Origin of the sequence: Mariniflexile litorale, from assembly GCF_031128465.2 — a bacterium.
GTDB lineage: Bacteria > Bacteroidota > Bacteroidia > Flavobacteriales > Flavobacteriaceae > Mariniflexile > Mariniflexile litorale.
In genome coordinates this window covers 3,082,777-3,109,308 of sequence record NZ_CP155618.1, presented here as the reverse complement: position 1 = coordinate 3,109,308, position 26,532 = coordinate 3,082,777, and the positions used below count along the sequence as shown (strand labels likewise).

The window sequence follows — 26,532 nt, the reverse complement described above, 5'->3', positions numbered from 1 at the left end:
ATTCATTTGTCAGAAATAAAGCATTCAATTTAGAAACCGAAATAAGTCTATCTTGATTATTATTTAACTAATATATATTAAATTGTTTCAGGGTCTAAAACAGCATTCAAATTATTTATATGCCTCTCTAAACTAAAATGCGTTTTAATACGTGTTTTCCCTGCTATTCCTAGTTGTTTAGCTAATTCCAAATTATTTAAAAGCTGCAACATATTCTCTGTCATACCAATAACATCGTGCTCATCACACAATAAGCCAGTTTCGTTATTTACAATCACATCAAGTATGCCTGCATGATTTGTAGCTATAACAGGAAGTCCAGCTGTACTAGCTTCCAAAACAGACAAAGGCGTTCCTTCCATATCACCATCTTCTGCAGTAATAGAGTGCTGTACAAAGGCTAAAGATTCTTTTAATAAATCGCTATACATTTCTGGAGTAATTACACCTAAAAACTTCACTTGTTCACTAAGTTGATAATGTTGAACTAAATTTTTACACGTATTCAATAATAAACCATCACCTGCCATTAACAACTGAGCATCTGGATGAATCTTTATAACTTCTTTAAAAGCAAGTATCGTATAATAGGGTGCTTTTTTATTGGTAAAACGCCCTATGGCAACAAATTGTTTTTTAGAAAATTGAGGAGTAATGGTTTCAAATATCTTTTGTGGTCCATACACATTATAAATCAATTTATCTTTTGGGCATCCCAAGCTCAATAATGCTCTTTCCATGACTCTAGAAACTACAATTATTCTTTTTGCATATTCAAAAACATCTTTATAATAGTTACACGATTTAATAACGCTTCTAACGCTGGCATCATAACCATGAAAATGAACTACTACAGGCAACCTTGATTTTTCTAAAAGCTCCTTTAAATGATATGCGTGGGTTCCGTATTCGACTAAAATAGTGTTGATATTATTAAGTTTTAAACTATATAATAGTTGTTCTTGCCATAAAAAACGACTTGGTTTTCTAAAAATTTTAGCATAAATCATTAAATATTTATAACGCCATATGGGCATTAAGCGAGCATAACCTTCTAATTTAATTTGACTCCCTCTTCCGTAATAATAAAAAACCCGACCCTTTAACTCATTTTTATGCGCCTGAATAAAGGTTTCTGAATATGGGTTTTGGCTAGGAGAAAATATGGCGATGTTCAAAATATTAAATACTTTTAAATTTTTGTAATATGAAGTTCAAAAATATAGTTTTTCTAGAGGTCTGAGCCATATTTATTCGATAAAAAGCTTTTGTAAACACTTCAAGAAACCCATGTATATTAAACCAGTTTTTGCATAATAACACTTCTTGTTGTTTATTTAGAATACCTAACCTTTTAAACACTAAACTTCTTAATGTTGCTTCTTCTTGAAGACGTAATTTACGTTTTTCTAAATTATAATGAATTCTACTAGTAGAGTCGTGATAACGGAAATAATTAAGTGGCTCACTTATAAAAGCTATATGATTACCAGCACATAGTTGAATCCAGAATAACCAATCTCCGCACATGCGCATTTTTAATAGTACATCATCAAAGAATGTATCTTTAACGATGTCTCGTTTAAAAACCACTGCACTTGCATTAGGTATTACATTTTTAACCAACAAGTAATTGATATTAAATACATTACCCTCCATATTAAAATCCTGTTCACAAATATTAGGTTGAAATTGTGCTGTGTACAGCACTCTATTTTTTCTATTTTTACCATGTTCATCAACATCATAACTTTGCGCATAACAGATATCTGTTCCCTCTAATAATCTTTTTACAGAACATTCTAAAAAATTCAATTCACAATAATCGTCACTTTCTGCAATCCAAATATAATCGCCTTGGGACAAATCAAGTCCTTTTTTCCATTGTTTAAATGGGCTTCGAGAATTAACCTCATTAAATACACAATGACTTACTTTTGGGGCTTTAGCATATTCTAACAGTATAGATTGGCTATTATCTGTACTGCAATCGTCTAACAATATAACTTCAAAATTTTGATAGGTTTGATTGAATACGCTATCTAATCGCTGCTGTAAAAACTTAGCGTGATTGTAATTGGGGATGATTATGGAAACTTTGGGAGTCAAATTTCCAATGCTTTTTTTGTAGCTTCTAAATAAGCTCTACCGTATTTGATACATGGCTCTAAATGGTTGCCTTCTGCCCATTCGTTCATTGCATTTATGAACACAAAATTTTCTTCCTTGGAATAAGGTTTAAAGTTATCAACTACATGTTTTAACCATTTAAAATACAATTCTGGACTACTCTCTTTGGCTACTATCCAATTTTCTTTTTTACGAGATGTATTATCCCATGAAGGCGTGATACCTCTATATAGTTTATAATCTGGAGATGGTCGCTCCATACAGTTTTTTACACCTAATTCAAAATCTCTAAAATCAATTTTCAATGACTTTTTTTGTTTTTTAAATATATTAAATACCGAATGTGTTGTAATACTTTTTATCTTGTTTTTTATAACAGCATGTGGTGAAAACTCGATAGCGGCATCAAATCCTATTTTAGCTGGTTGGGTTATATCTCCAAAACTTTCAGTGAAGCACAGGTATAGGTCTTTAAAACCAAACTCATTTTTGGCTATATCTCGCCATACTTTCAGCGTTTTTTCTATGTCTGGAAATAAATTATATCTGTAAATCACAAAAACTGGCTTACCATCTACTTTTATATATCGATTATCTGAAAACACATTTGTGCATAGCCATCTCATATGGTTAACATCGTCTTTAAAGCTATACTCTTGCTTAATTAAAATTTCATTTTCCATTCCATCCCATCTTCTGTTCCAATTTTCATTGGCCCAACATAGCATAAAAGGCATATCTAAATCTTTCTGCTCTAGCATACCATCAATGGGTTGGTCCAATAACCGTTTACCATTAAACCAATAATGGTAATAACAGAACCCATGAATACCATGCTCTTTAGCTAAATCAGCTTGTGCCTTTCTTGCTTCTGGCAATCGTAAATCATAAAATCCTAAATCGGTTGGTAAATGTGGTTGGTAATGCCCTTCAAATAAAGGTGTTGCTTTAGTAACATTCGTCCATTCTGTAAAACCTTTACCCCACCACGCATCATTTTCTGGAATGGGATGAAATTGTGGCAATACAAATGCTATAGGTCTTAATTTCATTTAACAAGCTTCTTTTTTTGAACTACAACTTCAATATATTCAGCTCTAATTCCATAATTCAAATCGTCTATATATACTATTTCGCATTCTGCATTTGTATGCTTTGTTATAAAATCTACTATATCATAGCCCCAATGCATCGTTACGGGTGACCCTTTACTATCAACAGGGTTTCCATGCCATTCTGGTTCAAAAAGAAATTCTGGCTCGCCATTCTCGCCTTTATTGGCCCATCGTTGCGTGGGTTTATGTTTATTTATAATGGGCACTGAAAAAATGTGTGCGCCTCCAGGTTTTAATGTTCTATGGATTTCTTTAAATGCTTTTTCTGGATTATAAATATGTTCCATTACATCGGATGTAATTACCAAATCAAAAGATTCATCTGGAAATGTTTGAGACTCCAAATCTTCATTTCTTATGCCTTTTACAAAATCTCCAAGGGGAGTGTCAACAAAAAACTGGGTTTCTACATAATTTTTAACATGGGTTCTTAATGCTACACTATGACCTCTATTTCCAGGTGACGATTCGTGTATTTTCAACGTTTTCCAGTTAGGATATTCATTCTTGATAGTTAACATTAAAGCACGCTCTCTTGGGATACAATTACAATTAGTACATTTAAAATGGTCGCGTAGCCATGGATTACGGGCTACAAATACCACATTTTTATCGCAGCATGGGCATACTCCCGCTTGTTTGAAGTAAAATGAAGCTATCCGAGTTTCATAAACATTCTTAATCTTACTTTTTATAAAAGATTTTATTTTTTTCATCATACATATACTTATAGTAAATCCTTAATTTTCTGATAAATTAAAGGACATTTATTATCTGGTGTGAATTCTGAAAACATTTTTTTGGCAATACGTCCATCATCGTTTACTTTATCAGGATTATTATAATAATACATAACTTTATCTGCCATCGCTTTTATATCTAGATAAGGCACTACGTACCCACCTCCTTTACTCACAACTTCTGCTGTTCCAGATGCTTTCTCAAAACAAATTATAGGTTTTTCTAAATTAGCTATTTCAATACAAACTAATGGAAAAGGGTCTTCTCTAGAAGACAAAAGAAAAACATCAAAAAACATAAACTCTTCATAAGGATGCTCCTTCTCTCCTACAAAATGCACATATTGTTTTAATCCTAATTTAATAATATCAGCATCAATTATTGGTTTATCTCTAAATTCGTTGCCAACCCAAACAAACTTTATTTTTGCATCGGGATAATTATTTTTAATGTGGCTTGCAACTTGCAAAAAAATGTCGTTGCCTTTTCTCCAATATGATAAGCCACTCGCACCAACTGTAAATATCGTTTTACTTTTTGGTGTTTCAAATTGTTTAACAACCGAAAACTCATAAATTACTTCGATTAAATCTTCTGATACATTCCAATTATTTACTAAATTATTTTTGACAATATTTGATGCTGCTATAAAACAATCTATATTTCCTTTGTACTGATTAAAATTGGGCAATAAAATTTTGATTTGCGTATTTAATTCATGTATATGAAGTAATAACTTAACATTAGGTATTCTATTTTTAATTTGTACACCAAAAGGTACTGAAATGATGGTATTGGCATAAATAAGATCATAGTGATTATTTGCTAAAACAGTAAATAACTCATCAGTAGTGTTTTTTGCTCTAAGACCTAGTTTCTTTTTTATTTTTATCCAAATTAGCTCTGAAAATTTTAATGGCTTATGACCTTTCTTAACATAAAAAACTTCATTACATTCTTTCTTGAAATCTGATTCTAAAACACCTCCATGTACAAACAATAAATCACAGTCAACATTTTTTGAATGGGTATTTAACCATTTTATAAAATATAACAAAATTAATGGAGCTCCAGAACGTGAAGCATCGTGGGTTATAAAGAGGAGTTTCATTTAATTTTTTTTTTTTATTTTATTAAAAATCCTTTTTATTTTATTAATAAAACTCTTATCTAATCTGTCTTTTGGTATATAATTATTTAACTTAATAAAATTTTCAGGATAACTTCCTTGCTTTGAGTTATCTGTAAATTTCAACAATTTTTGTACAAAAAACTCTACTGAATTCAGTTCCATATCCTTTGATTCTTTTAAAAAAAACGATAGTTCATTATCAATTAAATAAGACATAAACATACTATAATTATCTAATTTTTCTTGTAGACTCTCTTTCCTATACCAATTTTGCAATGTACTATAATCTGTTTTACTTTTTAAATGATATACAACATCTTTTCTGTTTAAAATTGAATCTCCTAGCTGCAATACAGGTTTATCATAAATTAAAGCTTCAAATAGCATAGTAGAATTAACTGCACAAATTAAATCTGCCTGTTCTATACAATCAAATAATGCTATATCATCAACCCAAGCTCCTTTCAAAGAATATCTTTTCAAAACATTTTGAAAAACAGTATTATCCCCCTTATAATAAGGGTGTTTTTTAACTAAAACAAACCCTTCTAAGTTATTATTTGCTAAGCTTTCACAAAACCACTCGAAAGCTTTTAAATTACTGGAAAAAAAAGGATTATACAAAAAGTTGGATGTATCGTTATCCAATTGATTTGCAAATAAAATTAGATTTTGGTTAGATTCAATATTATACCTCTTTTTTATATTAATTTGTTCTTTATTGCTTGGTTGATCCCACCAAGTAGATTTAGATTTTAAATAATATGGTTTGTACTTTTTATATGAATTACTATTATCAACTTTTAAATTTGATAAACTCGTTCTAGCTATTTTAGTACCCGCTGTAATACCCAGTGAATCTGTATGCCATGATTTAGGTAAAGACCCGCGTTCAATATATATAATTGGAGTTTGGTTTACTTTTGCTGTATCTTTTAAAATCATATCACTAGCATGATTTCCATTTCCCAATACCAATAGCACTGGATTCAATTCCTTTATTAATTTTGAATATTTGAATTTAAGGTATTTAGCTGCTGTAAGTCTATCACTATTTGATTCTCCATACCAAACTTTCTCGCGTTCTAAAAAAGTAGAAAAATCAAAATATTTATCCTTTTTAGAGAAATTTTTAGGATAAATTACATGCTCTAGCCTTTCAGTAAATTTAGCGTATATAAAATTAACTTCGGATTTTGGTAAAATTTGAAATAATAAAAACAGAGTATATCCTTTGTCTTTTAAAGTCACATTAATTTGTTCCCAAAACTCAATTTCCTCCTCACTTAAACTATTGTAAACATATATTAGGATGTATTTTTTCAAATCAAATTCAATTTAATATTTTTATATCTCCATTAAAAAATTTTTCCAAAGTTGTATAGAGGAAATTTTCTTTTTCTATATCAACAGTAAGATAAATTAATTCCATGTTTTTTAGCAATTACATTCCCCTTTTTAATCAAAGGAACTTCTAGATATTTATACAACAACCCTGAAAAAAAAACAGTTAATCCTACTGTAAACAATCCTAAAATAAGTAAATGGTGTTTTTGAGACACGTTCGGTAAAAACTCAATAATAAAATATTGAGTAATATATATAACTAAAACATGAGATAAATAAATACTATATGAAATTTTCCCTAAATACTTAATTGGTTTTGATTCAAACAAATAAAATACTATCATCTTTAATTCAAACGTCTTTTTTGTTGTGTAATCAACAATTAACGCAAAGAAATTAATCCATAAAAAATAAGGCAAATAGAATAGCTTAAAATCGAGAATGAAATATAAAAGACTCGTTATAATTATGACTATATAAAACAATTTCCCATTATGGAAAAATTTATTTTCATAAACCCATTTAAAAGAATAAAAAGAAAATATTCCTAATAAAAAAAATTCAGCATGCATGGGTAAAAAAGCTCCAAATTGTATATCATCAATTCTTTGCCCCAAAAAACACAATACCACAAAAATCAATGAAATTAAAATTAGACCGTATTTTTTGCACTTATTCTTAAGAATGAAAAGAAAAGGTGCTATTAAATAAAATTGCCACTCTAACGATATACTCCAAGCAGGCCCTAAAAAAGCTCCAGGCGAATACGGTAATATCACATCTGGTAAAACACCATGTAACATTGGTATATGTGCCAAAATATGCCAAAACATATTATCTTTCCAAGATACAACACGTTCATTGATTTTTCCATCCCCAATCAGAACTCCTTGATAAATTTCTGAAAATCCAGTAGCATTATCTATAATAATAGATGAAAATGGTATAGCAACAAAAAATAAAATTATAAATAATGGCCATAATCTAAAAAAACGTCTAATTATAAAAACTTTATAAGTCTCTCTTTTAGTTTCAAGAAGATAAAATATTACAAAACCACTTATAATAATAAAAATATCAACTGCATACCAACCAGAACGTACTATTTTAAAAAAGAAATTCAAACTAGACACCCCATAACCGCTAAAACCCAGCAAATGATCAAACACTACCCATAAAGCTAAATATCCCCGTATCCCTTCTATTAATGGTAATTGTTTCAAATCCTTATTTCCAATTTAATTCTTTAATATCTCCATCAAAAGGTTCACCAAAACCACTAGGAAAAAAATCTTTCATTTTTAAAATATCACCGCTATCATAACTTAAGTCAGGATATTTATCAATGCTTTTTTTATTTAAAATTACACTTATGTTATATCCATAGGATTTGATAAAAACATCTTTACAGTTAAAACCAGCCATTACTAATTGGTAAAGTAATAATCCTGCATTCCATAAAGTTACATGACCACCAACAATTTCATGTTTCAAAGGTGGTACCGTTATTGCCAAAACACCTCCTTCTTTTAAATCACTGAATATTTTTTTTAAAAACAAATTGGGATTGGGTTGGTGTTCTAGAACATGTGATGCCCAAATAGCATCAAATGGTTCTTCAAAATTATAAGTATAATAATCTCCCACAATGCAAGTATGGTTATCCGTTCGCTTATCAAAATAAATGGAATTACCAAAATCTATAGAAGTCACCTTTTTACCTCTAGCTTTTAAAACATCACTATGTTTTCCTTCTCCACTGCCAATATCCAAGACCGTTTGAAAATTAAAACTAGCGATAAGTTTCTCTAATGCTTCCCCTGAAAAAGGCAGCTGATTGTAAGGTTCTTGAACAGTGCTATTTAGCGTAGCGCCACTGCTTTCTACGACTATCTCTTTAGCTAGATTTGGTTTATTTTTTATTCGAATTAACTTAACCCCAAAATAACTTAAAAGTTTATTGATTTTTTTATTCATTATTCTAAATCTACTTTAAAATCAACAATTTTATACCCATATTGATTATAAACATGGAAAGTGTTTTTAGCTATATAATCAAACTCAAATTTTGTTATGTTTTTCTTATACTTAGTTAATGATGATGTATCAATAGGTTTTGACAAATCATTTTTACCATGACCTTCAAGACCAGACCCATAAAAATCATGTGCGCTTAAAAGCTTTTTATCCATACCAACATTGAGTAAACCACATACCTTTTTTAATGTGACTTCTGTATTTAAAATTAAATCTTCATACCTAATTATGGGCAATTTGGTATCTAAAAGCTGTTTCATTCTTAAATTATAAAACATGCAAAATTGTTCAACAGGTGTTTTTCTTTTAAATAATGGAATTGACTCTTTATCAATATCCTTTAACCATCTAAAAATTCGTTCTTTATTGCCAAACCAAAAATTATCTTTATCGTGATATTCTGGTAAATCTTTATCATAAACTTTTAAGCTAGCATAAATAGAAATTGGATTTCTTGATAAGACAAACCCCTTAAAGGGATAAGGATGCTTCCAAACTCCTTGTTTTAATAGTAATATTTGACTTTTACTAAGATTATATGGTTTAATGACAGGATGATTTCTTGGTATAGATTCTTTTTTATAAGACTTCAAGAATTCAAAGGCCTGTGTTTTAACTATATCATCATTTTTATCTAAATTATGTACTACCACGATTTCTGGATGTACTGCAAGTGTTTTAAGCATTAAAGTTTCTCCACTCCTAGCCATACTTGCTATGTGGTATATTCTATTATCCTTTTTAAACAATTTAATCATTTCTATCCCATTTTCCTGACAACATTACAGGACTAATACCAGTAAATTCATTAATAAATTTTATAGGGTTTAAATTTTGAACCCACAAATATTTTTTACTAGATAAACAATCATCTACGGTAAGCGCAAACTTATATAATCCCGTATTCAAATAAATATTATCTATTGAAAAAACAAACTTATTTAACCCTTGTTTTAATCTTATATCCTGCTTTAAAAATTTAGAGCTACCTTGACATACGGGGGATAATTCCCTACTCATTATAACTAGATTAAGTTCTATATTTTCTAAATCTTTTTCAGAAATTATTCCCAATTTAATTTCAAAATTCCTCACCTCACCATTAAATTGCCTTTTATCAGTTTTAAAATAATCTAGCTTGCAATTATTGGATTGAATCACAGTCATTTTATCCTCAACAAAATTATCATCATAATAAGCTTCAATAACATCCCCATTATTACCTTGAGCTTTAATTTGTCCTTTATGCATTAATATGGATTTTGTACATATTTTAGAAACTTGTGGCATTGAATGGGTTACTAAAATTATACAACATGATTTCATTAATTCTGAAATACGTTCATAACACTTTGCTCTAAACCCAACATCACCAACCGCCAAAACCTCATCAATAATAAGCACATCCGGTTCCATTTGCGCTGCTACCGCAAAACCCAAACGCACTTTCATGCCACTGCTGTAATTTTGCACGGGCATATCTATAAACTCACGTATTTCAGCAAAATCTATAATCTCCTCAACTTTAGCGTCTATTTCTTTTTTGGTAAAGCCTAAAACAGCCCCATTATTATAAATATTTTCACGGCCGCTTAAAATGGGATTAAAACCAGCCCCTAATTCAATAAGCGCACCTACTCGTCCTTTGATGGTTACTTTGCCTGCATCTGGGTTAATTAAGCCATTTAATATTTTTAATAAAGTAGATTTTCCAGCACCGTTATGTCCTATCAAACCTAAACATTCACCACGGCGCAGTTCAAAATTAATATCCTTTACTGCCCAAAATTCTTTATCGCGCAGCAATCTATCATTTTTATTACCTTGAATATTTGAAACCAAATCTTTAATGCCATACCACAAACTGGTTTTTAAATCTTTACAGAATTTTTTAGAAAGTCCTTCTACCCTTATCAATACCTCATTATTTTCCATCTTATGCACTTAAACGTTCTACAATAATAGGTATCGAAATTCTGTAAAGCATCAACCCAATAAAAAACAATAATACACTTACTATAAAAACCCAGGAAAAATAGGCTAAATATTCCGTTGTATTTCCTAAAGCAAGCGCCCTTGCTGTTAAAATTAGTGGTGTAAATGGATTTAATTCCATAACCGTTTTCATTAATCCATCTTTAGGGATGGCATAAACTACTGGTGTTATATACATTAACAGACTTAACCCCATACTAATAATTTTAGCAATATCGTTGTAAATAAGGCTTATAGGTGTTAAAAACAAACCCATAGTGGTACCAAACAAAATAGCAGCCAGTATGGCAAGTGGAAATAACAACAAAGACCAATGAAACCCTACTCCAAATGCAAAAATTAAAATAACTAACAATCCAATTTTAATTGAACTATTAAAAAGCAGTTTATAAATGCCCGATAATACTAAAGCTTCTTTTGGAAAATTTATTTTGGTCATAATACCACGAGCGGCATTGGTATTACTTGCTGGAGAATTAATAGACTCTATTATTATAGACCATATTAAAGTTCCTGAAAATACATATACAGGATAGGGCACACCTGTATCGGAAAGTTGTATGGTTCCAGTTGCACTTAAAAAAATCCAAACAAAAGCGGAAGATATGGGGGTTATAAACGCCCAAATAATCCCTAAATACGATTGTCTGTATTGTGATGTAATATCTCGAGTTGCCAATTGTTTTGCTAAAAAATGAGACCTAAAAAAATCTTTGGCTGTTGCTTTTAAGAGATTTCCAACTTTTAAGTTGTTTTCTTTTTGATATATTTTAGTTTCAAGTTGCATTCAAATATCTAAGTTTATTATAGCTTATTTTCTAAAAGTGTTAAAATTTTAGAAACCGCTTCTTCTGGAGTTTCCTTAAGGGTTTTTATTTCTATCGTTGGACTTATCGGGTTTTCAAAAGGCGAACTGATTCCTGTGAAATTTTTAATCTCTCCTGAACGTGCTTTTTTATACAAGCCTTTTATATCGCGTTGTTCACATACTTCTAATGGTGTATTTACAAATACTTCAATATAATAATCACTTCCAACAATGGCTTTTATATCTTCCCGTATTTTGTTGTATGGCGAAATAAAAGCTGCAATAACTACCAAGCCTGCATCTATAAATAATTTAGCCACTTCGGCGGTACGCCTTAAATTTTCTATACGATCTTCTTTTGTGAACAATAAATCTTTGTTTAAACCACGACGTAAATTATCTCCATCTAAGGTATAAGTGTGTATTTGTTTTTTATGTAATTCTTTTTCCAACAAATTAGCAATGGTAGATTTACCTGAACCCGACAACCCCGTAAACCAAATTAAACATGGCTTATGCTTGTTTATTAATGCTCTGCCTAATCTATTTACACTGTAATTTTGCTTTTTATTATGCTTCATTGACTTTATTGTACTATAAAATAAGGGTTTAACAAATCTTGTTTATTGTACTGCAATTCATTATTTTCATTAATCTGCATCACTTTTAAACCTACAGCACTACAAATGGCATGTCCCGCTGCGGTGTCCCATTCCATGGTTGGTGCAAACCTAGGGTATATATTGGCTTTGCCTTCTGCCACCAAGCAAAATTTTAATGAACTTCCTTTTGAAACTAAATCAATGTCTTTTCCTTTTGACTTTAAAATGTTGATGAAACCCTCTGTTTCTTCACTTTTATGAGAACGACTTCCTACTATTTTGATTTGATTATCATCATTCTTTTTAGGTGTTAATTCTACACTATTTTGAAATATACTTTCAGTATATTCATGTGAATTTAACTCATACTTATAAGCTTTATTTTCCGAAACATTGGCATAATAAAGAGTCTTGGATACTGGCACATAAATAACTCCTAAAATAGGCTTATTGTTTTTTATGAGAGCTATGTTTACCGTAAACTCACCATTTCGCTTTATAAACTCTTTAGTACCATCCAAAGGATCGACTATCCAGCAAGTATCCCAATCTTTTCTAATGGTGTATACAACTTGTTTATTCTCTTCGCTTATAATGGGAATTTCTGTTTTCTCTAAATAAGAGTTAATCATCGTATTAGCATGTTCATCTGCGATAGTTAACGGGGAATTATCCTGTTTTAATGTTACCTCAAAACTACCAGAATAAATTTTCATTATTTCTGCACCCGCATAAATAGCACTTTTAATAGCTGTTATAAGTAATGTATTCATTCTTGTATTAACTCGACACATATCAAAACCATCTCTAATTATTTTATTAAACCCTGAATTAGAGTAGACATAGACCTAGCGTGTTTAACTTACTTTAATCATTCCTTTTAATTTACTTAACCAGCCTTTTTTAGCCCCATCTTCTTCATGATACCCATTAGCATAATGGCCATAGCCATATCCGTAGCCATATCCGTAGCCATATCCGTAGCCATATTTCCCTTTCTGGTCGTAACAATTGTATATAAAACTTAAATTCTTAACTTCTCCTTTATCGTACTTATCGTTAATAAGGTTTAACATACCCTTTTCAGTATAATCTTGTCTAACCACATAAATAGTGGCATCCGTATATTTTAATAACTCAAAGGCATCTGCCACCAAGCCTATTGGAGGTGTATCTAGTACTATAAAATCATAGGTTTCTTTTAGTTCTGCCATTAAAGCATCTGTTTTTTCACCTATCAATAACTCCGAAGGATTAGGCGGTATAGGACCTGATGTTATAACATCTAAATTAGGGACATTTGTTTGTTGAACGATTTCTTCAAGACTTTTTTGTCCAATTAAATAGTTTACTGCGCCTTTGTCATTTTTTACTTCAAAATCGCCAAAAATTTTCGGTTTTCTTAAATCTAAACCTACCAACACTGTTTTTTTACCGCTTAAAGCAAAAACTGTGGCAATATTTATAGAACAAAATGTTTTACCTTCTCCACTTACAGATGATGTGAGAACAACTGTTTTTGAACTATTTAAATCTCGCTTACTATACATATATTGCAAACTCGATCTAATGCCTCTAAAAGATTCGGCTACAACAGATTTCGGTTTTAAATGCACAATTAAATTACTTTCTAAACTACTTTTGCCAACCACACCTAATAAAGGAATTTTAGACTGATTCTCTAAAACTTGTGGACTATGAATTTTATTATCAAAAAAAGTTAGTAAAAAGGCTAGTAATAATGGTATTAATAGCCCTCCAATTACAGCAAACAAATATCTTGAACTTAATTTTAAATCAATTGGGATCGCTCCTGTATCTTTGGCGGTGTCTATAATTAACACATCTGAAACACTTGCTGATTTAATTATATCTGCTTCGCCTCGTTTAGCCAAAAACACATTATAGGTTTGCTCACTTAAAGCATATTGACGTCGGATACTCAATAATTTTTGTTGCGCTTTAGGTAATCTTCTTATTTCCGATTCGGCCTCTACAATTTTAGAATTTATAGATTGCATTTCTCTCTTTATTCCATTAGTTGCAGAACTGATATTTTCCAGAAGCACCGTTTTTATACCCTCTATCTGTCTGTTAAGATCATCAAAAATTAAGGCATCTTTTCTTACTGTAGATTCATATTTAGATTTTTGTACCGATAATTGATTAATCTTTCCGATGTTTGAAAGTATGTTACCATCATCAATCCCAGATATTGACGGCGCAGGAACATCTGTAAAGCTGTTACTTGTTTCTAAATAGGTTTTCAAACTGGCATAATAGGCAAGTTTCCTATTCATATTATCTTTCTCTAATTCTAAATTAGTTAATTTACTATTTACAATGGCACTTTCCCCATCTAAATTATAAATCTTATTTTGCTCCCTGTAATTATTTAAAGAATCTGCATTTAATGTAAGCTGACTTTTTACCCTTTCTAACTGTGCATCTATAAAATTTATGGTATTGGTAACAAATTGATTTTTTCTATTTAATTGATCCTCGCTTAAAACTTGAACAGTTTCATTTAAATAATCTACAATTTTACCTTTATTAACATCTACCATACTTAAATTTAATATGGCAGAGTTTCTTGGGTTATCTATTGCTAACCGGTTATTATAATTAGCAACAACGGCATCAAAATCGCTAAACTGTATAAAATATTCATCACCAATATTTGCTATTCTTTTATCTGCTAATTCAATAGTACCATTAAAATAAGGAAGTATGACTGGTTCTCCCAAAGTAAATTCCATTTTAAGTTCTTGAACAGGTACATCTAAATTAAGCTTTTCTTTAGTAGTAAAGTTTTGTGTTTTTACAACATTGGATTCGAAATTAAAAGTCAATTCATAGAGGTTTTTATCTATAAAAACAATTTTTACAGGAACATTTAAAATTTGATTCGTATTTGGTATTAACTTAATTCTAAAAGGCGCTTGTTTATAAATATCATCTTTTCTAAAGCGTGCTTGCTTTAAATAAGACACATAGAACTGAAGATTATCTACTACTTTTTCGTGTATAGAACGTGAGCCTAAAGACGTCATCATGGTTTGTACTTTTCCTGACACGCCTCCCCAATTAAATGTTAAACTGGTAGTTGATGTAAATAATGGATTAGATTCTTCTTCTATTGAAATTTGAGTACTTAATCGGTAAGATTGTTGCTTTCTTATATTTTGTTGATACACAATAAAAACGCCTATCCCTATAAAAAGTATGTAGAGTTTCCAATAGCCTAAAGCTCTAAATAAAAAAGCTTTAAAATCAAATAGCGATTGAAACTGCGATTCCGATACTTCAAATTCATCATTCATATTAAAAGCTTATAAATTTTTAACTAAAAAATAAGTAGAGACTAATACAGACAGAATAGAAGCAACCGTTGTTAACGTTTGTGTAGCCGTTTGTCCTGCACCTAAAGCTTTACGTTTTAAGGGTTTTACTAATATAATATCGTTGGGTTGAATATAATAGTAGGGCGATTGCATAGCCGCAATATCTGTTAAATCTATATGATGTATTTTTTGTCCATCCGGGTATTGCCGAATTACCAAGACATCTCTTCTATCTCCCGTCTGCTTGATATCTCCCGCATTAGCCAAAGCCTCAAGAATATTTACACGATCTTGATAAAGAGTCTGTACCCCCGTTCCAACCTCTCCTATGGTAGTATATCTTAACCCAGCCAATTTAACGGTTACAAACAATTGTGCCGATTCTTTAAAATACTGTGCTAATAATTCACTTTTTACTTTATTTTCTATTTCTTTAATTGTAAAACCCAAAACATTAATCTCTCCTAAAATGGGAAATTTAATATTACCATGTAAATCAACAGTAAAACCACTAAAATACAGACCACCGCCAGAACTTCCGGAATTAGTACCCTCTATTGGATTAAAAATAGCAGTAAGTTCATTATCTAAAGCTTTTACATTAATACTTAAAATATCGTTAATTTGAACTCTGTAGGGTTTAGATAATTCCTTAATCAATATAGAATCTTGTTTAATTGTACCTTTATCTTGTAAATAAACAACATCTTTATTGGTGATACACGAAGAACATAAAACACTGATTGTTACACAAATAAGCAAGAATATTTGTTTCGCCATAGGGGTAATTGATTTATCACAAATATAACTTTTCATAATGAACAATAAAACTTATCACTGAATTTTTGGTTTTTTATACGTTCTTTGCATAAAAAATAGCCTTTTGAATTATTTAACTGTTGAAAATATATCGAAATCTTACGGAGAACTAAACCTTTTCGAAAACATTTCTTTTAGTATCCATAAAGACCAAAAAATAGCCTTCGTAGCTAAAAATGGGACGGGTAAAACCTCTATTCTAAATATTATTTCTGGCGATGATGAAGCCGATTCCGGTAACATTACTTATAGAAATGGTATTGTGGTTTCGTTTTTATCGCAAGATCCAAAACTAGATAAAAACTTAACGGTTGAAGAAACCATTTTCGCAAGTGATAATCCCATTTTGAAAGTTATTTCCAATTATGAGCATGCGCTTTTAAATCCAGATGACGCCGATGCCTATCAAAAAGCCTTCGAAGAAATGGAACAGTACCAAGCTTGGGATTTTGAAACACAATACAAGCAAATACTTTTCAAATTAAAACTTGAAAATTTAGATGAAAAAGTAGGCTCGCTTTCTGGTGGGCAGAAAAAACGTTTATCGTTAGCTAATGCTTTAATAAATAAACCCGATTTATTAATTCTGGATGAACCTACTAATCATTTAGATTTAGAAATGATTGAATGGCTAGAATCCTTTTTTGCTAAAGAAAATATCACCCTGTTTATGGTTACACACGACCGTTACTTTTTAGAGCGTGTGTGTAATGAAATTATTGAATTAGACGAAGGACAACTTTACAATTATAAAGGCAACTACTCCTATTACTTAGAAAAACGAGAGGCTAGAATAGAACAAACCGAAGTAGAAACAGGTAAAGCTAAACAACTTTTCAAAAAAGAATTGGATTGGATGCGCCGCCAACCAAAGGCCAGAACCACAAAATCGAAATCGCGTATAGACGATTTTCACGATATAAAACACCGCGCTAGTCAACGTAGGAATGACCACGAAGTACAACTCGAACTCAATATGGAACGTTTGGGCAGTAAAGTGGTGGAGTTTCATAATGTATCAAAATCATTTAAAGACAAAGTGATACTTGATGGTTTTGAATACCTATTTAAAAATGGTGAACGCACAGGTATTATTGGTAAAAATGGTACTGGAAAAACCACTTTTTTAAATATTTTAACCCAAACAGCAAAACCAGATTCTGGAAAAGTGTCTGTTGGTGAAACGGTTAAATTTGGCTATTATACCCAAAACGGTATTACTGTAAAACCCAACCAAAAGGTTATTGATGTTATTCGAGAATTTGGCGATTATATTCCTTTAAAAAAAGGCAAACAAATTAGCGCACAACAACTACTAGAACGCTTTTTATTCAGTCGAAAAAAACAATATGATTTTGTTGAAAAACTAAGCGGCGGTGAGCGTAAGCGTTTGTATTTATGTACCGTTCTTATACAAAACCCGAACTTCTTAATACTGGATGAGCCCACTAACGATTTGGATATTGTAACCCTAAATGTATTAGAAAGCTTCTTATTAGATTTTCCGGGCTGTGTGATTGTGGTATCGCACGACCGTTATTTTATGGATAAAGTAGTAGACCATCTTTTCGTTTTTAGAGGTGAAGGTGTTGTTGAAGATTTCCCTGGAAACTATACCGATTATAGAGTTTATGAAGATAGTCAACCCACCATTTCAAATGCTTCGGAAGACAAAAAGGAAAAAAATGCTTGGAAAAAAACAGAAGATAATAAACTAAGCTACAGCGAAGAAAAAGAGCTTAAAAATATCGAAAGTAAATTAAATTCATTAGCATTTGATAAAAAAGAGTTGGAAGCCAAATTCAACAATCCCGATTTAACACCCGATGAGATAAACAAACTTTCGGAAGCTTTACAAAAAATCATTGATGAATTGGAAGCTAAAGAAATACGTTGGATGGAATTACAGGAGAAATTGGATAAATAAAGTAACAAAGCCACTAAGTTGCAAAGTAACAAAGCCAAATCTCTGAAACTCTGAAACTTTTATGCATCAAATTAAATCATACATAAAATTCATAATAAAATCGACCAACCAACATGGTGTTCACTCACCTTTTGTGTATAATTTAGTTACCAAATGTTTTTACGACCACTCTAATTATGAGGGTTACAAAAAAATTTTAAATTACAAAAAAGAACTATTAAAAAACAAAGGTAAAATTAAAGTAACCGATTTAGGCGTTGGTTCTCAGGTATCAAAACAGTGTGAGCGCTTTATTTCTGAAATTGCTAAAAATGCGGGAACAACTAATAAAAGAGCACAACTTTTATACAGGCTTACCTCCTATTTTAATTTTGAAAACATATTAGAATTGGGCACCTCTTTAGGTATTGCTACACATGCGATGCGTTTAGGAAATACGAAATCGAAAATAACAAGTATTGAAGGTTGTCCTGATATTTCAGAATTTACAAAGACTAATTTCAAGGTCCACAAATTGAATAACATCGATTTAATTTGTGGAAATTTTGATACTAATGTTAAAGATTTATCATCAAACACCTACGATCTCATCTTCTTCGATGGCAATCATCAAAAAGAAGCAACATTAAATTATTTCGAAACCTTATTGAAAACAGCCCATAACGATTCTGTTTTTATTTTTGATGATATTTATTGGTCGGAAGGCATGACTGAAGCCTGGGAAACCATGAAACAACACCCACAAGTAACTGTAACGGTTGACACCTTCTTTTGGGGTTTTATATTTTTTAGAAAAGAACAGATTAAAGAGCACTTTATTATTAGAATTTAGCTTATTATAAGCACAAAAAAAATCTCAGAGTATTTAAACTCTGAGATTTTTATATTATAATTGAGTACTTCTACTTACTTAACCAAGTTTATTTCAACTCTACGGTTATCAGCACGTCCAGCACTTGTTGCATTCGTAGCCATTGGCTTGCTTTCACCAAAACCTGTTGATGATAATCTGCTTGATGCTACTCCTTTTTCTATTAAGAAAGTCATAACTGAACTCGCTCTAGATTCAGATAGTTTTTGATTAGACACATCGTTACCTACACTATCAGTATGTCCTTCTATAGAAAACTTAGCATTAGGGTATTTAGCCAAAATATTAACGATATCATTAAGTACGCCATTAGACACAGATTTGATAGTGGATTTACCAGAATCGAACAAAATGGTTTTTGCATACGCATTTAATGTTTTTTGAACTTCTTCCGTTACTTCTGGAACAATTTCTTCTGGGCATCCGTTGTTTGCAACAGTACCAGGTACATCAATACAATTATCATCTTTATCTAAAACACCGTCGTTATCGCTATCTTTCCATGGGCAACCGTTATTCTCTACAGGACCCGCTACTTCTGGACATCCATCAACATTATCTAAAAGACTGTCTCCATCTTTATCTCCCCAAGGACAACCATTGTTTTCTTCAGGGCCTGCTTCTTCAGGACATGCATCTACATTGTCCAATATGCCATCATTATCCTTATCTCCCCAAGGACAACCATTATTTTCAATAGGTCCTGCAACTTTTGGACATTTATCTAATTTATCTATAATACCATCATCGTCTTTATCTCTTGGTTTTCCTTGATAAATAGGTATTTTTAAGCCTGCATAAACATCCGCTCCTTTACTATTATCTCCAGTTAATGCTGTAAGAACCGATCCTGATCCAACATATAATGGTCCTGCTCTTAAACCAGCACCAGCTTGAAATCCGTTATTTTCAACAACACTTAATGGCACATAAAAACTAAGCCATTTACTTTCAAAACGAGGTGTTAACGATAGGGTGTTTGAAATACGACTTGCATTTTCTTTTCCTTTAGAAACAAGAGAAAGATCGGTATTTAAATTAACATAAAGTTTACTATTAAAACTCCAATCGGCATTTAGGTGAAGTGCTGTTGGCAACTTCGCTTTGATACCTTGAGAACTTTTTTCTAAAGTATAAAAAGTATTTAAGATATCATCAATATCATCAGCATCTTCAAAATCGTCTTCATTTATACCTGTATTAGTAATATCGTAAGTATCTTGTAATCCTTCTTTATATTTAATACTTCCAATATCGGTAATAGACAAACCTAACTTTAATTTGTATTTATTTTTATCTTTTTGAGTATACGAATCCCCAGCCGCGTTAGTCTTTGTATAATCTGCATAGTTTGGTCTCCATTCATAAACAAAACCTAAATCGGCACCAAAACCTGAAGCATCAGGAAGTTCATAATCATAATCATCATTATCAAAGTCGGCAAAACGCCCATATGTTATTTGACCTGTAGAGGAAATACTACCTGTTGATTCCCCACCTCCTAAATCGGTTCCATCCGCATCATAATCTATGGTTACATTTTTACCCACAGCATAAGCGGTACCTCCACCTTGAAGGTACTTTAAAGTAAGACCTCCTTTTAAAAAGTGCTCTTCTTCATTAAATAATACTCTAGCATAAGTAACACCAAGTTCTGCCCATGCATGCGTAAACATATTAAAATCTCCTTCGTTTACGTTAAAATCATCAGTGGTATCATCATCAACATTATCGATAGTGGTTCCATTAATTTCATTAATATTAACCATAGATCGTGCTCTCGTAAAAATGGCAATAGAACTCTTTTTATTTAAATTAAACATAAACGCAGGCCCCATAACGTCTAAATTTATAGCTGCATTATTATCTTTTGAAGGATGTTTTTTTGCATCCAAGTCAAAATCATAATCATCCTTAAATGCATCCATAATGTTTACTCCATAATAATCATTCCCACCAAACACACTAACCCCAACTAGGTTGATATCTGTTTTAAAACGAGAATCTGTAATATTAGCAGGGTTGGCAATAACACTATTTACACCACTATAGTTGTCTGTAAGAAACCCGACATAAGATTGCGCTTCAACACACACCGAACTTATACCGAATAAAAAGATAAAAGTAATTTTCTTCATAAATTTTAATTTTAGATTTGGGTTTAAATTTTGCGGCAAAAATAAACGTTTATTGTTAAAACATGTTAAAATTCTTAAAAAAAGCCATCATTATTATAAAAACTCCACATTGTAGGCTTCTTTATACTATAACTTATTAAATTCGTAATGTTTAAAATAAGAAGAAAAAAGAGAACATCTCCAACAAAAAACACTTAACATTTGTAACTATTAACATGAAAATATATACCAAAACAGGTGATAAAGGCACCACAGCATTATTTGGGGGTACCCGTGTACCCAAACATCATATAAGAATTGAAAGTTATGGTACTGTTGATGAATTAAACTCCTATATGGGATTAATTCGTGACCAAGACATTGATGCGCACTACAAAGATTTACTTATACATATTCAAGATAGGCTCTTTACAGTTGGTGCTATTTTGGCAACCGATCCCGAAAAAGCAGTTTTAAAAAATGGTAATGAACGTTTGAATATCCCTAAAATATCGACTGAAGACATTGAACGTTTAGAATATGAAATGGATGCTATGAATGAGGTTTTACCTCCTATGACGCATTTCGTTCTACCGGGTGGACACCAAACGGTGTCATTCTGTCATATTGCACGCTGCGTATGCCGCAGAGCAGAACGCTTAGCGACCTCACTTAATGACATTGAAACGATTGAACCTAATACTTTAATGTACTTAAACCGTCTTTCTGACTACCTTTTTGTATTGGCACGAAAGTTGACTTATGACTTGCAAGCAAACGAGATTAAATGGGTTCCTGAGAAGCATTAAAGATTGTTTTTATACAATTTCATCAATTTACTCAAATCATTCATATTTATAAATATAATTTGAAACGATATTTGGATTGAAATTATGGTTGCGTTAGGGATTGAGGCATTGTTGGAGCTACTCGCAGAGAGCGACTGCCAAAAGCCCGACCCGATAGGGAAACGCCCAAATTAAAACATTCAATTCAAGCTATTTAGAATTAAAAACAACACGTTCTTAAAAATAATAATTAAATAATTCATTTTTTTCTTGTGTGTTTGAACTAAAAATTTATTTTTGCACAAAATTAAAACGCACAAAAATGTATTGGACTTTAGAATTAGCATCGTATTTAAGTGATGCACCTTGGCCAGCAACAAAAGACGAGTTGATAGATTACGCTATTAGAACTGGTGCTCCTTTAGAGGTTGTTGAAAACTTACAGTCTATTGAAGATGAAGGTGATGCCTACGATTCAATTGACGAAATTTGGTCTGATTATCCAACAGATGAAGATTACCTTTGGAATGAGGATGAATATTAATAAAGCATAAAGAAAAGTTAAAAAGTCTCGTATTGAGGCTTTTTTTTTGTCTTAAATCTTTATAAAACATATAACAAAATGTATCTTTGGTTGCTTTTAAAAAGCAACCAAAACAAAATAATTTACCACTAGGAAGTTCCTAGATAACACATAACATATACAACATGAGTTTTTTAAATTCTGTACTTAAAGTATTTGTCGGAGACAAATCAAAACAAGATGTAAAGGCCATCACCCCTATTGTTAGTAAAATTAAAACTTTTGAAGCTGCTTTAGAAGGATTATCACATGATGAACTAAGGGCTAAAACAGCACAGTTTAAGGCCATAATAGCAGAAGCCATTCAACCTATAAACGACCAAATCGCCAAGTTACTTGAAGAAGCAGAAAACACCGAAGATATTGATAGACGCGAAGATATTTATCTAGACATTGACAAACTTAAAGATGATGCCTACAAAACTACCGAAGATGTTTTAAACGATATTTTACCAGAAGCCTTTGCTGTCGTTAAAGAAACAGCTAAACGTTTTACAAATAATACCAGTATAACTGTTACCGCAAGTACTTACGACAGAGAATTATCTGGCGATAACGATTATGTTACTTTAGATAACGACAAGGCCATTTGGTCTAACTCTTGGGATGCCGCTGGAAAACCTATTACTTGGGATATGGTACATTACGATGTACAACTTATTGGTGGTATTGCGATGCACCAAGGTAAAATTGCCGAAATGCATACAGGAGAAGGTAAAACTTTAGTAGCAACCTTGCCAATGTATTTAAACGCTCTTGCTGGTAAAGGTGTGCATTTAGTAACTGTAAACGACTATCTAGCAAAACGCGATAGCGCATGGATGGCTCCTATTTTTCAGTTTCATGGATTAACGATTGATTGTATTGACTACCATCAACCAAATTCGGATGCACGTAAAAAAGCTTACAATGCCGACATTACTTATGGAACCAATAACGAGTTTGGTTTCGATTATTTACGTGATAACATGTCGCATTCACCAAACGATTTGGTTCAACGACCGCACCACTACGCTATTGTGGATGAGGTAGATTCGGTATTAGTTGATGATGCACGTACACCGTTAATTATATCGGGACCTATTCCATTAGGAGAACACCATGAGTTTAACGATTTAAAACCTAAAATAGACGATATTGTTGCTGTACAGCGCAAGTATTTAACAGGAGTTTTAGCCGAAGCAAAAAAATTAATCGCTTCTGGAGATACTAAAGAAGGTGGTTTTCAATTACTACGTGCATACCGTGGGATTCCTAAAAACAAGGCACTTATTAAGTTTTTAAGTGAAGAAGGTGTTAAACAACTGCTTCAAAAAACCGAAAACTTTTATATGCAAGACAACAACCGCGAAATGCCAAAAGTTGATGCTGAATTGTACTATGTAATTGAAGAAAAAAACAATCAAATAGAGCTTACCGATAAAGGTGTGGAATATATTTCTGGGAAAGACAATCCAGACTTTTTTATCATGCCTGAAATAGGTATTGAAATCGCTAAAATTGAAAGTCAGAATTTACCTTTAGCAGAAGAAGCAAAACTAAAAGAAGAATTATATAAAGAATTTGGTGTAAAATCAGAACGTATCCACACCCTTAACCAATTACTTAAAGCCTACGCATTATTTGAAAAAGACATTCAATATGTGGTTATGGACAACAAAGTAATGATTGTTGATGAACAAACAGGCCGTATTATGGATGGGCGTCGTTATTCTGACGGATTACACCAAGCCATTGAAGCCAAAGAAAATGTAAAGATTGAGGATGCTACACAAACTTTTGCAACGGTAACGCTTCAAAATTACTTTAGAATGTACCGTAAACTATCTGGTATGACTGGTACTGCGGTTACTGAAGCTGGGGAGTTTTGGGAGATTTACAAATTAGATGTTGTTGAAATCCCAACTAACAAACCCATTGCTAGAGATGATAAAGAAGATTTAGTTTATAAAACGAAACGTGAAAAATACAATGCGGTTATTGATGATGTTACTAAACTTTCACAAGCTGGTAGACCGGTTCTTATTGGTACAACTTCCGTTGAAATTAGTGAGTTACTTGGTAAAATGCTTACCATTCGTAAAATTCCGCACAACGTATTAAATGCAAAACAACACAAAAAAGAAGCTGAAATTGTTGATCAAGCTGGTAAATCTGGACAAGTAACCATTGCAACCAACATGGCGGGTCGTGGTACCGATATTAAGCTGAGTGATGAAGTTAAAAAAGCAGGTGGTTTGGCTATTGTAGGTACAGAGCGCCATGACTCACGTCGTGTAGACCGCCAGTTACGCGGTCGTGCAGGACGTCAAGGAGATGTTGGTAGTTCGCAATTTTATGTATCATTAGAAGATAATTTAATGCGCCTATTTGGTAGTGAGCGTATTGCAAAAATGATGGATAGAATGGGATTAAAAGAAGGTGAAGTGATTCAGCATTCTATGATTTCAAAATCGATTGAACGCGCTCAGAAAAAAGTAGAAGAAAACAATTTTGGTGTTCGTAAACGTTTATTAGAGTATGATGATGTTATGAACGCCCAACGTGAAGTGGTTTACAAACGTCGTCACCATGCCTTATTTGGCGAGCGTCTTCGTGTAGATTTAGCGAATATGATTTTCGATACCACCGAAGGTATTGTTGAAACCAATAAAACGGCTAGCGATTTTAAAAACTTTGAATTCGAATTGATTCGTTATTTTTCAATGAGTTCGCCAATTACTGAAGCTGAATTCGGAAAACTTTCAGCTCAAGAAATTACAGGCAAAGTTTACCGTGCTGCGTTTGATCATTATAAAGAAAAAATGACTCGTAATGCAGACCTTGCATTCCCTGTTATTAAAAATGTATACGAAACACAACGCGATAAATTCAAACGTATTGTAGTGCCTTTTACGGATGGTATTAAAACATTAAATGTTGTTACCGATCTTGAAAAAGCTTATGAAACTGCCGGTAAACAATTAATTACCGACTTTGAAAAAAACATTACACTTGCCATTATTGATGATGCTTGGAAAACTCATTTAAGAAAAATGGATGAGCTTAAACAATCGGTACAATTAGCTGTACACGAACAAAAAGACCCATTACTTATTTATAAATTTGAAGCGTTTGAATTGTTTAAAGCCATGATTGATGAAGTCAATAAAGATGTAATTTCATTCTTATTTAAAGGAGAATTGCCTCAAGAAACACAACACACCATTCAAGAAGCTAGAGAACGCAAACAAGAAAAATTGAATGTACAAAAGGATGAAATACCTAATTTAGATGAACGTTCTGCACAAAGTAGAACTGCGGGTAATACCCAACGCCAGCAACAAGTCGTTGAAACCATTGTACGTGATAAACCAAAAATTGGACGTAACGACCAAGTAACTATAAAACATGTTATTAATGGTGAAAATAAAACCCTTAAATACAAACAAGCCGAACCTTTATTAGCTAAAGGCGACTGGGTTTTAGTTGAAGATTAAACCTATTCATGCGAAAACTGGACTTACAATAAAATCTGTATATTGATTTCAGATTTAAACAAAAAAAACCGACAATGTCGGTTTTTTTTGTTTTCAAAATTTATATAATCACTTTAATCTTTTATAGTGATTTCTGTTTTTTTCTTTCCTTTTTTGGTTGAAAAATCAACACCATCATTATCTATACTAAGCGATGTTCCGTCACTTTCTTCTGCTTTAGGCGCTACAGGCTTTTCAACTTGTTTTTCGATTATTACAGTTTCGGTTTTTGCTTTCTCTTCTCTACAGCTTGTAAAAGCAACTAATACCAAAGAGGTCAATAAAGCAAAACTTATAAAATTTACCAGACTGAATATTCCTTTTTTCATCTTCTATGTTTTTAGATTAATATGAGTGCAATATACATCCAACATAAAAGAAACTAATTACAACAATTTTAATTTGAGTTATAGAATTACCATTTATAAATTCTTATATTTAATAAGTAAAAATATAACTTCAACGACTATTTAAGGTTAGCGAAATTCTCAAAATAAAAGTCTAATTCGTTTTTATTGCAAACCTTTGAATTCTACTTATACCCACAAGAAAATTTTTAAACTTTAATTAAGTCACAATAAAAAGTATTAAAATATTCCTCTTTTTCTATTCAAATATTTTTAACTAGAACCTTAATTATAGAAAAATCAAATTATTA

The 26,532-nt window shown here is 31.7% G+C and carries 22 protein-coding genes; 5 read left to right on the top strand and 17 right to left on the bottom strand.

Annotated features, from left to right (window positions below; all coding sequences use genetic code 11):
* Positions 1 to 77: 77 nt before the first annotated feature.
* The 15 genes from QLS71_RS13025 to QLS71_RS12955 form a co-directional block, all read right to left on the bottom strand.
* On the bottom strand, positions 78 to 1,178 hold the full coding sequence (locus QLS71_RS13025) for a glycosyltransferase family 4 protein (RefSeq protein WP_308992658.1): 1,101 nt from the start codon (positions 1,176 to 1,178) through the stop codon (positions 78 to 80).
* Between the two features lie 4 nt (positions 1,179 to 1,182).
* A complete protein-coding gene (locus tag QLS71_RS13020) occupies positions 1,183 to 2,109 on the bottom strand; it encodes a glycosyltransferase (protein WP_308992659.1) in 927 nt (308 codons plus the stop codon).
* Entirely contained in the window at positions 2,106 to 3,182 is a 1,077-nt protein-coding gene (locus tag QLS71_RS13015) for a glycoside hydrolase family 99-like domain-containing protein (RefSeq protein ID WP_308992660.1), read from the bottom strand. The genes QLS71_RS13020 and QLS71_RS13015 overlap by 4 nt, the downstream gene beginning before the upstream one ends.
* On the bottom strand, positions 3,179 to 3,964 hold the full coding sequence (locus QLS71_RS13010; protein ID WP_308992661.1) for a class I SAM-dependent methyltransferase: 786 nt from the start codon (positions 3,962 to 3,964) through the stop codon (positions 3,179 to 3,181). The genes QLS71_RS13015 and QLS71_RS13010 overlap by 4 nt, the downstream gene beginning before the upstream one ends.
* Before the next feature lie 8 nt (positions 3,965 to 3,972).
* Positions 3,973 to 5,097: a glycosyltransferase gene (locus tag QLS71_RS13005; RefSeq protein ID WP_308992662.1), complete on the bottom strand. Its 1,125-nt coding sequence runs from the start codon at positions 5,095 to 5,097 to the stop codon at positions 3,973 to 3,975.
* Positions 5,098 to 6,444, bottom strand: coding sequence for a hypothetical protein (locus QLS71_RS13000; protein ID WP_308992663.1), 1,347 nt, complete (start codon positions 6,442 to 6,444; stop codon positions 5,098 to 5,100). It lies immediately after the preceding gene.
* Between the two features lie 80 nt (positions 6,445 to 6,524).
* On the bottom strand, positions 6,525 to 7,688 hold the full coding sequence (locus QLS71_RS12995; protein ID WP_308992664.1) for an acyltransferase: 1,164 nt from the start codon (positions 7,686 to 7,688) through the stop codon (positions 6,525 to 6,527).
* 4 nt (positions 7,689 to 7,692) lie between these two features.
* Positions 7,693 to 8,442, bottom strand: a complete 750-nt coding sequence (locus QLS71_RS12990; RefSeq protein WP_308992665.1) for a class I SAM-dependent methyltransferase — start codon at positions 8,440 to 8,442, stop codon at positions 7,693 to 7,695.
* On the bottom strand, positions 8,442 to 9,260 hold the full coding sequence (locus QLS71_RS12985; protein WP_308992666.1) for a hypothetical protein: 819 nt from the start codon (positions 9,258 to 9,260) through the stop codon (positions 8,442 to 8,444). The genes QLS71_RS12990 and QLS71_RS12985 overlap by 1 nt, the downstream gene beginning before the upstream one ends.
* Positions 9,253 to 10,437, bottom strand: coding sequence for an ABC transporter ATP-binding protein (locus QLS71_RS12980; RefSeq protein ID WP_308992667.1), 1,185 nt, complete (start codon positions 10,435 to 10,437; stop codon positions 9,253 to 9,255). The genes QLS71_RS12985 and QLS71_RS12980 overlap by 8 nt, the downstream gene beginning before the upstream one ends.
* Position 10,438: 1 nt before the next feature.
* Positions 10,439 to 11,284, bottom strand: a complete 846-nt coding sequence (locus QLS71_RS12975) for an ABC transporter permease (protein WP_308992668.1) — start codon at positions 11,282 to 11,284, stop codon at positions 10,439 to 10,441.
* A 17-nt stretch (positions 11,285 to 11,301) separates the two neighbouring features.
* A complete protein-coding gene (cysC, locus tag QLS71_RS12970) occupies positions 11,302 to 11,886 on the bottom strand; it encodes an adenylyl-sulfate kinase (protein ID WP_308992669.1) in 585 nt (194 codons plus the stop codon).
* 5 nt (positions 11,887 to 11,891) lie between these two features.
* Positions 11,892 to 12,680, bottom strand: coding sequence for a 3'(2'),5'-bisphosphate nucleotidase CysQ (cysQ, locus tag QLS71_RS12965; protein WP_308992670.1), 789 nt, complete (start codon positions 12,678 to 12,680; stop codon positions 11,892 to 11,894).
* A gap of 84 nt (positions 12,681 to 12,764) precedes the next feature.
* Complete coding sequence (locus tag QLS71_RS12960; protein WP_308992671.1) at positions 12,765 to 15,230, bottom strand: polysaccharide biosynthesis tyrosine autokinase; 2,466 nt, start codon at positions 15,228 to 15,230, stop codon at positions 12,765 to 12,767.
* A gap of 9 nt (positions 15,231 to 15,239) precedes the next feature.
* Positions 15,240 to 16,031, bottom strand: coding sequence for a polysaccharide biosynthesis/export family protein (locus tag QLS71_RS12955; RefSeq protein WP_308992672.1), 792 nt, complete (start codon positions 16,029 to 16,031; stop codon positions 15,240 to 15,242).
* Between the two features lie 103 nt (positions 16,032 to 16,134).
* Between QLS71_RS12955 and QLS71_RS12950 the strand changes: the two genes are divergently transcribed.
* Together QLS71_RS12950 and QLS71_RS12945 are read left to right on the top strand one after the other, a co-directional pair.
* Positions 16,135 to 17,997: an ABC-F family ATP-binding cassette domain-containing protein gene (locus QLS71_RS12950; RefSeq protein ID WP_308992673.1), complete on the top strand. Its 1,863-nt coding sequence runs from the start codon at positions 16,135 to 16,137 to the stop codon at positions 17,995 to 17,997.
* A gap of 61 nt (positions 17,998 to 18,058) precedes the next feature.
* Positions 18,059 to 18,829, top strand: a complete 771-nt coding sequence (locus tag QLS71_RS12945; RefSeq protein ID WP_308992674.1) for a class I SAM-dependent methyltransferase — start codon at positions 18,059 to 18,061, stop codon at positions 18,827 to 18,829.
* Positions 18,830 to 18,903: 74 nt separating this feature from the next.
* On the opposite strand, the gene QLS71_RS12940 is transcribed toward QLS71_RS12945, so the two are convergent.
* A complete protein-coding gene (locus QLS71_RS12940; protein WP_308992675.1) occupies positions 18,904 to 21,006 on the bottom strand; it encodes a DUF5723 family protein in 2,103 nt (700 codons plus the stop codon).
* Positions 21,007 to 21,221: 215 nt separating this feature from the next.
* On the opposite strand from QLS71_RS12940, the gene QLS71_RS12935 reads away from it, so the two are divergent.
* From QLS71_RS12935 to secA, 3 genes are all read left to right on the top strand, one after another.
* Positions 21,222 to 21,794 (top strand): cob(I)yrinic acid a,c-diamide adenosyltransferase, encoded by a 573-nt coding sequence (locus tag QLS71_RS12935; RefSeq protein ID WP_308992676.1) that lies wholly within the window; start codon positions 21,222 to 21,224, stop codon positions 21,792 to 21,794.
* A 301-nt stretch (positions 21,795 to 22,095) separates the two neighbouring features.
* A complete protein-coding gene (locus QLS71_RS12930; protein ID WP_044638512.1) occupies positions 22,096 to 22,317 on the top strand; it encodes a DUF2795 domain-containing protein in 222 nt (73 codons plus the stop codon).
* Between the two features lie 164 nt (positions 22,318 to 22,481).
* On the top strand, positions 22,482 to 25,835 hold the full coding sequence (gene secA, locus QLS71_RS12925) for a preprotein translocase subunit SecA (RefSeq protein ID WP_308992677.1): 3,354 nt from the start codon (positions 22,482 to 22,484) through the stop codon (positions 25,833 to 25,835).
* Positions 25,836 to 25,948: 113 nt separating this feature from the next.
* Here the strand turns inward: secA and QLS71_RS12920 are convergent, their stop codons facing one another.
* Positions 25,949 to 26,203, bottom strand: a complete 255-nt coding sequence (locus tag QLS71_RS12920; protein WP_308992678.1) for a hypothetical protein — start codon at positions 26,201 to 26,203, stop codon at positions 25,949 to 25,951.
* Positions 26,204 to 26,532 lie beyond the last annotated feature (329 nt).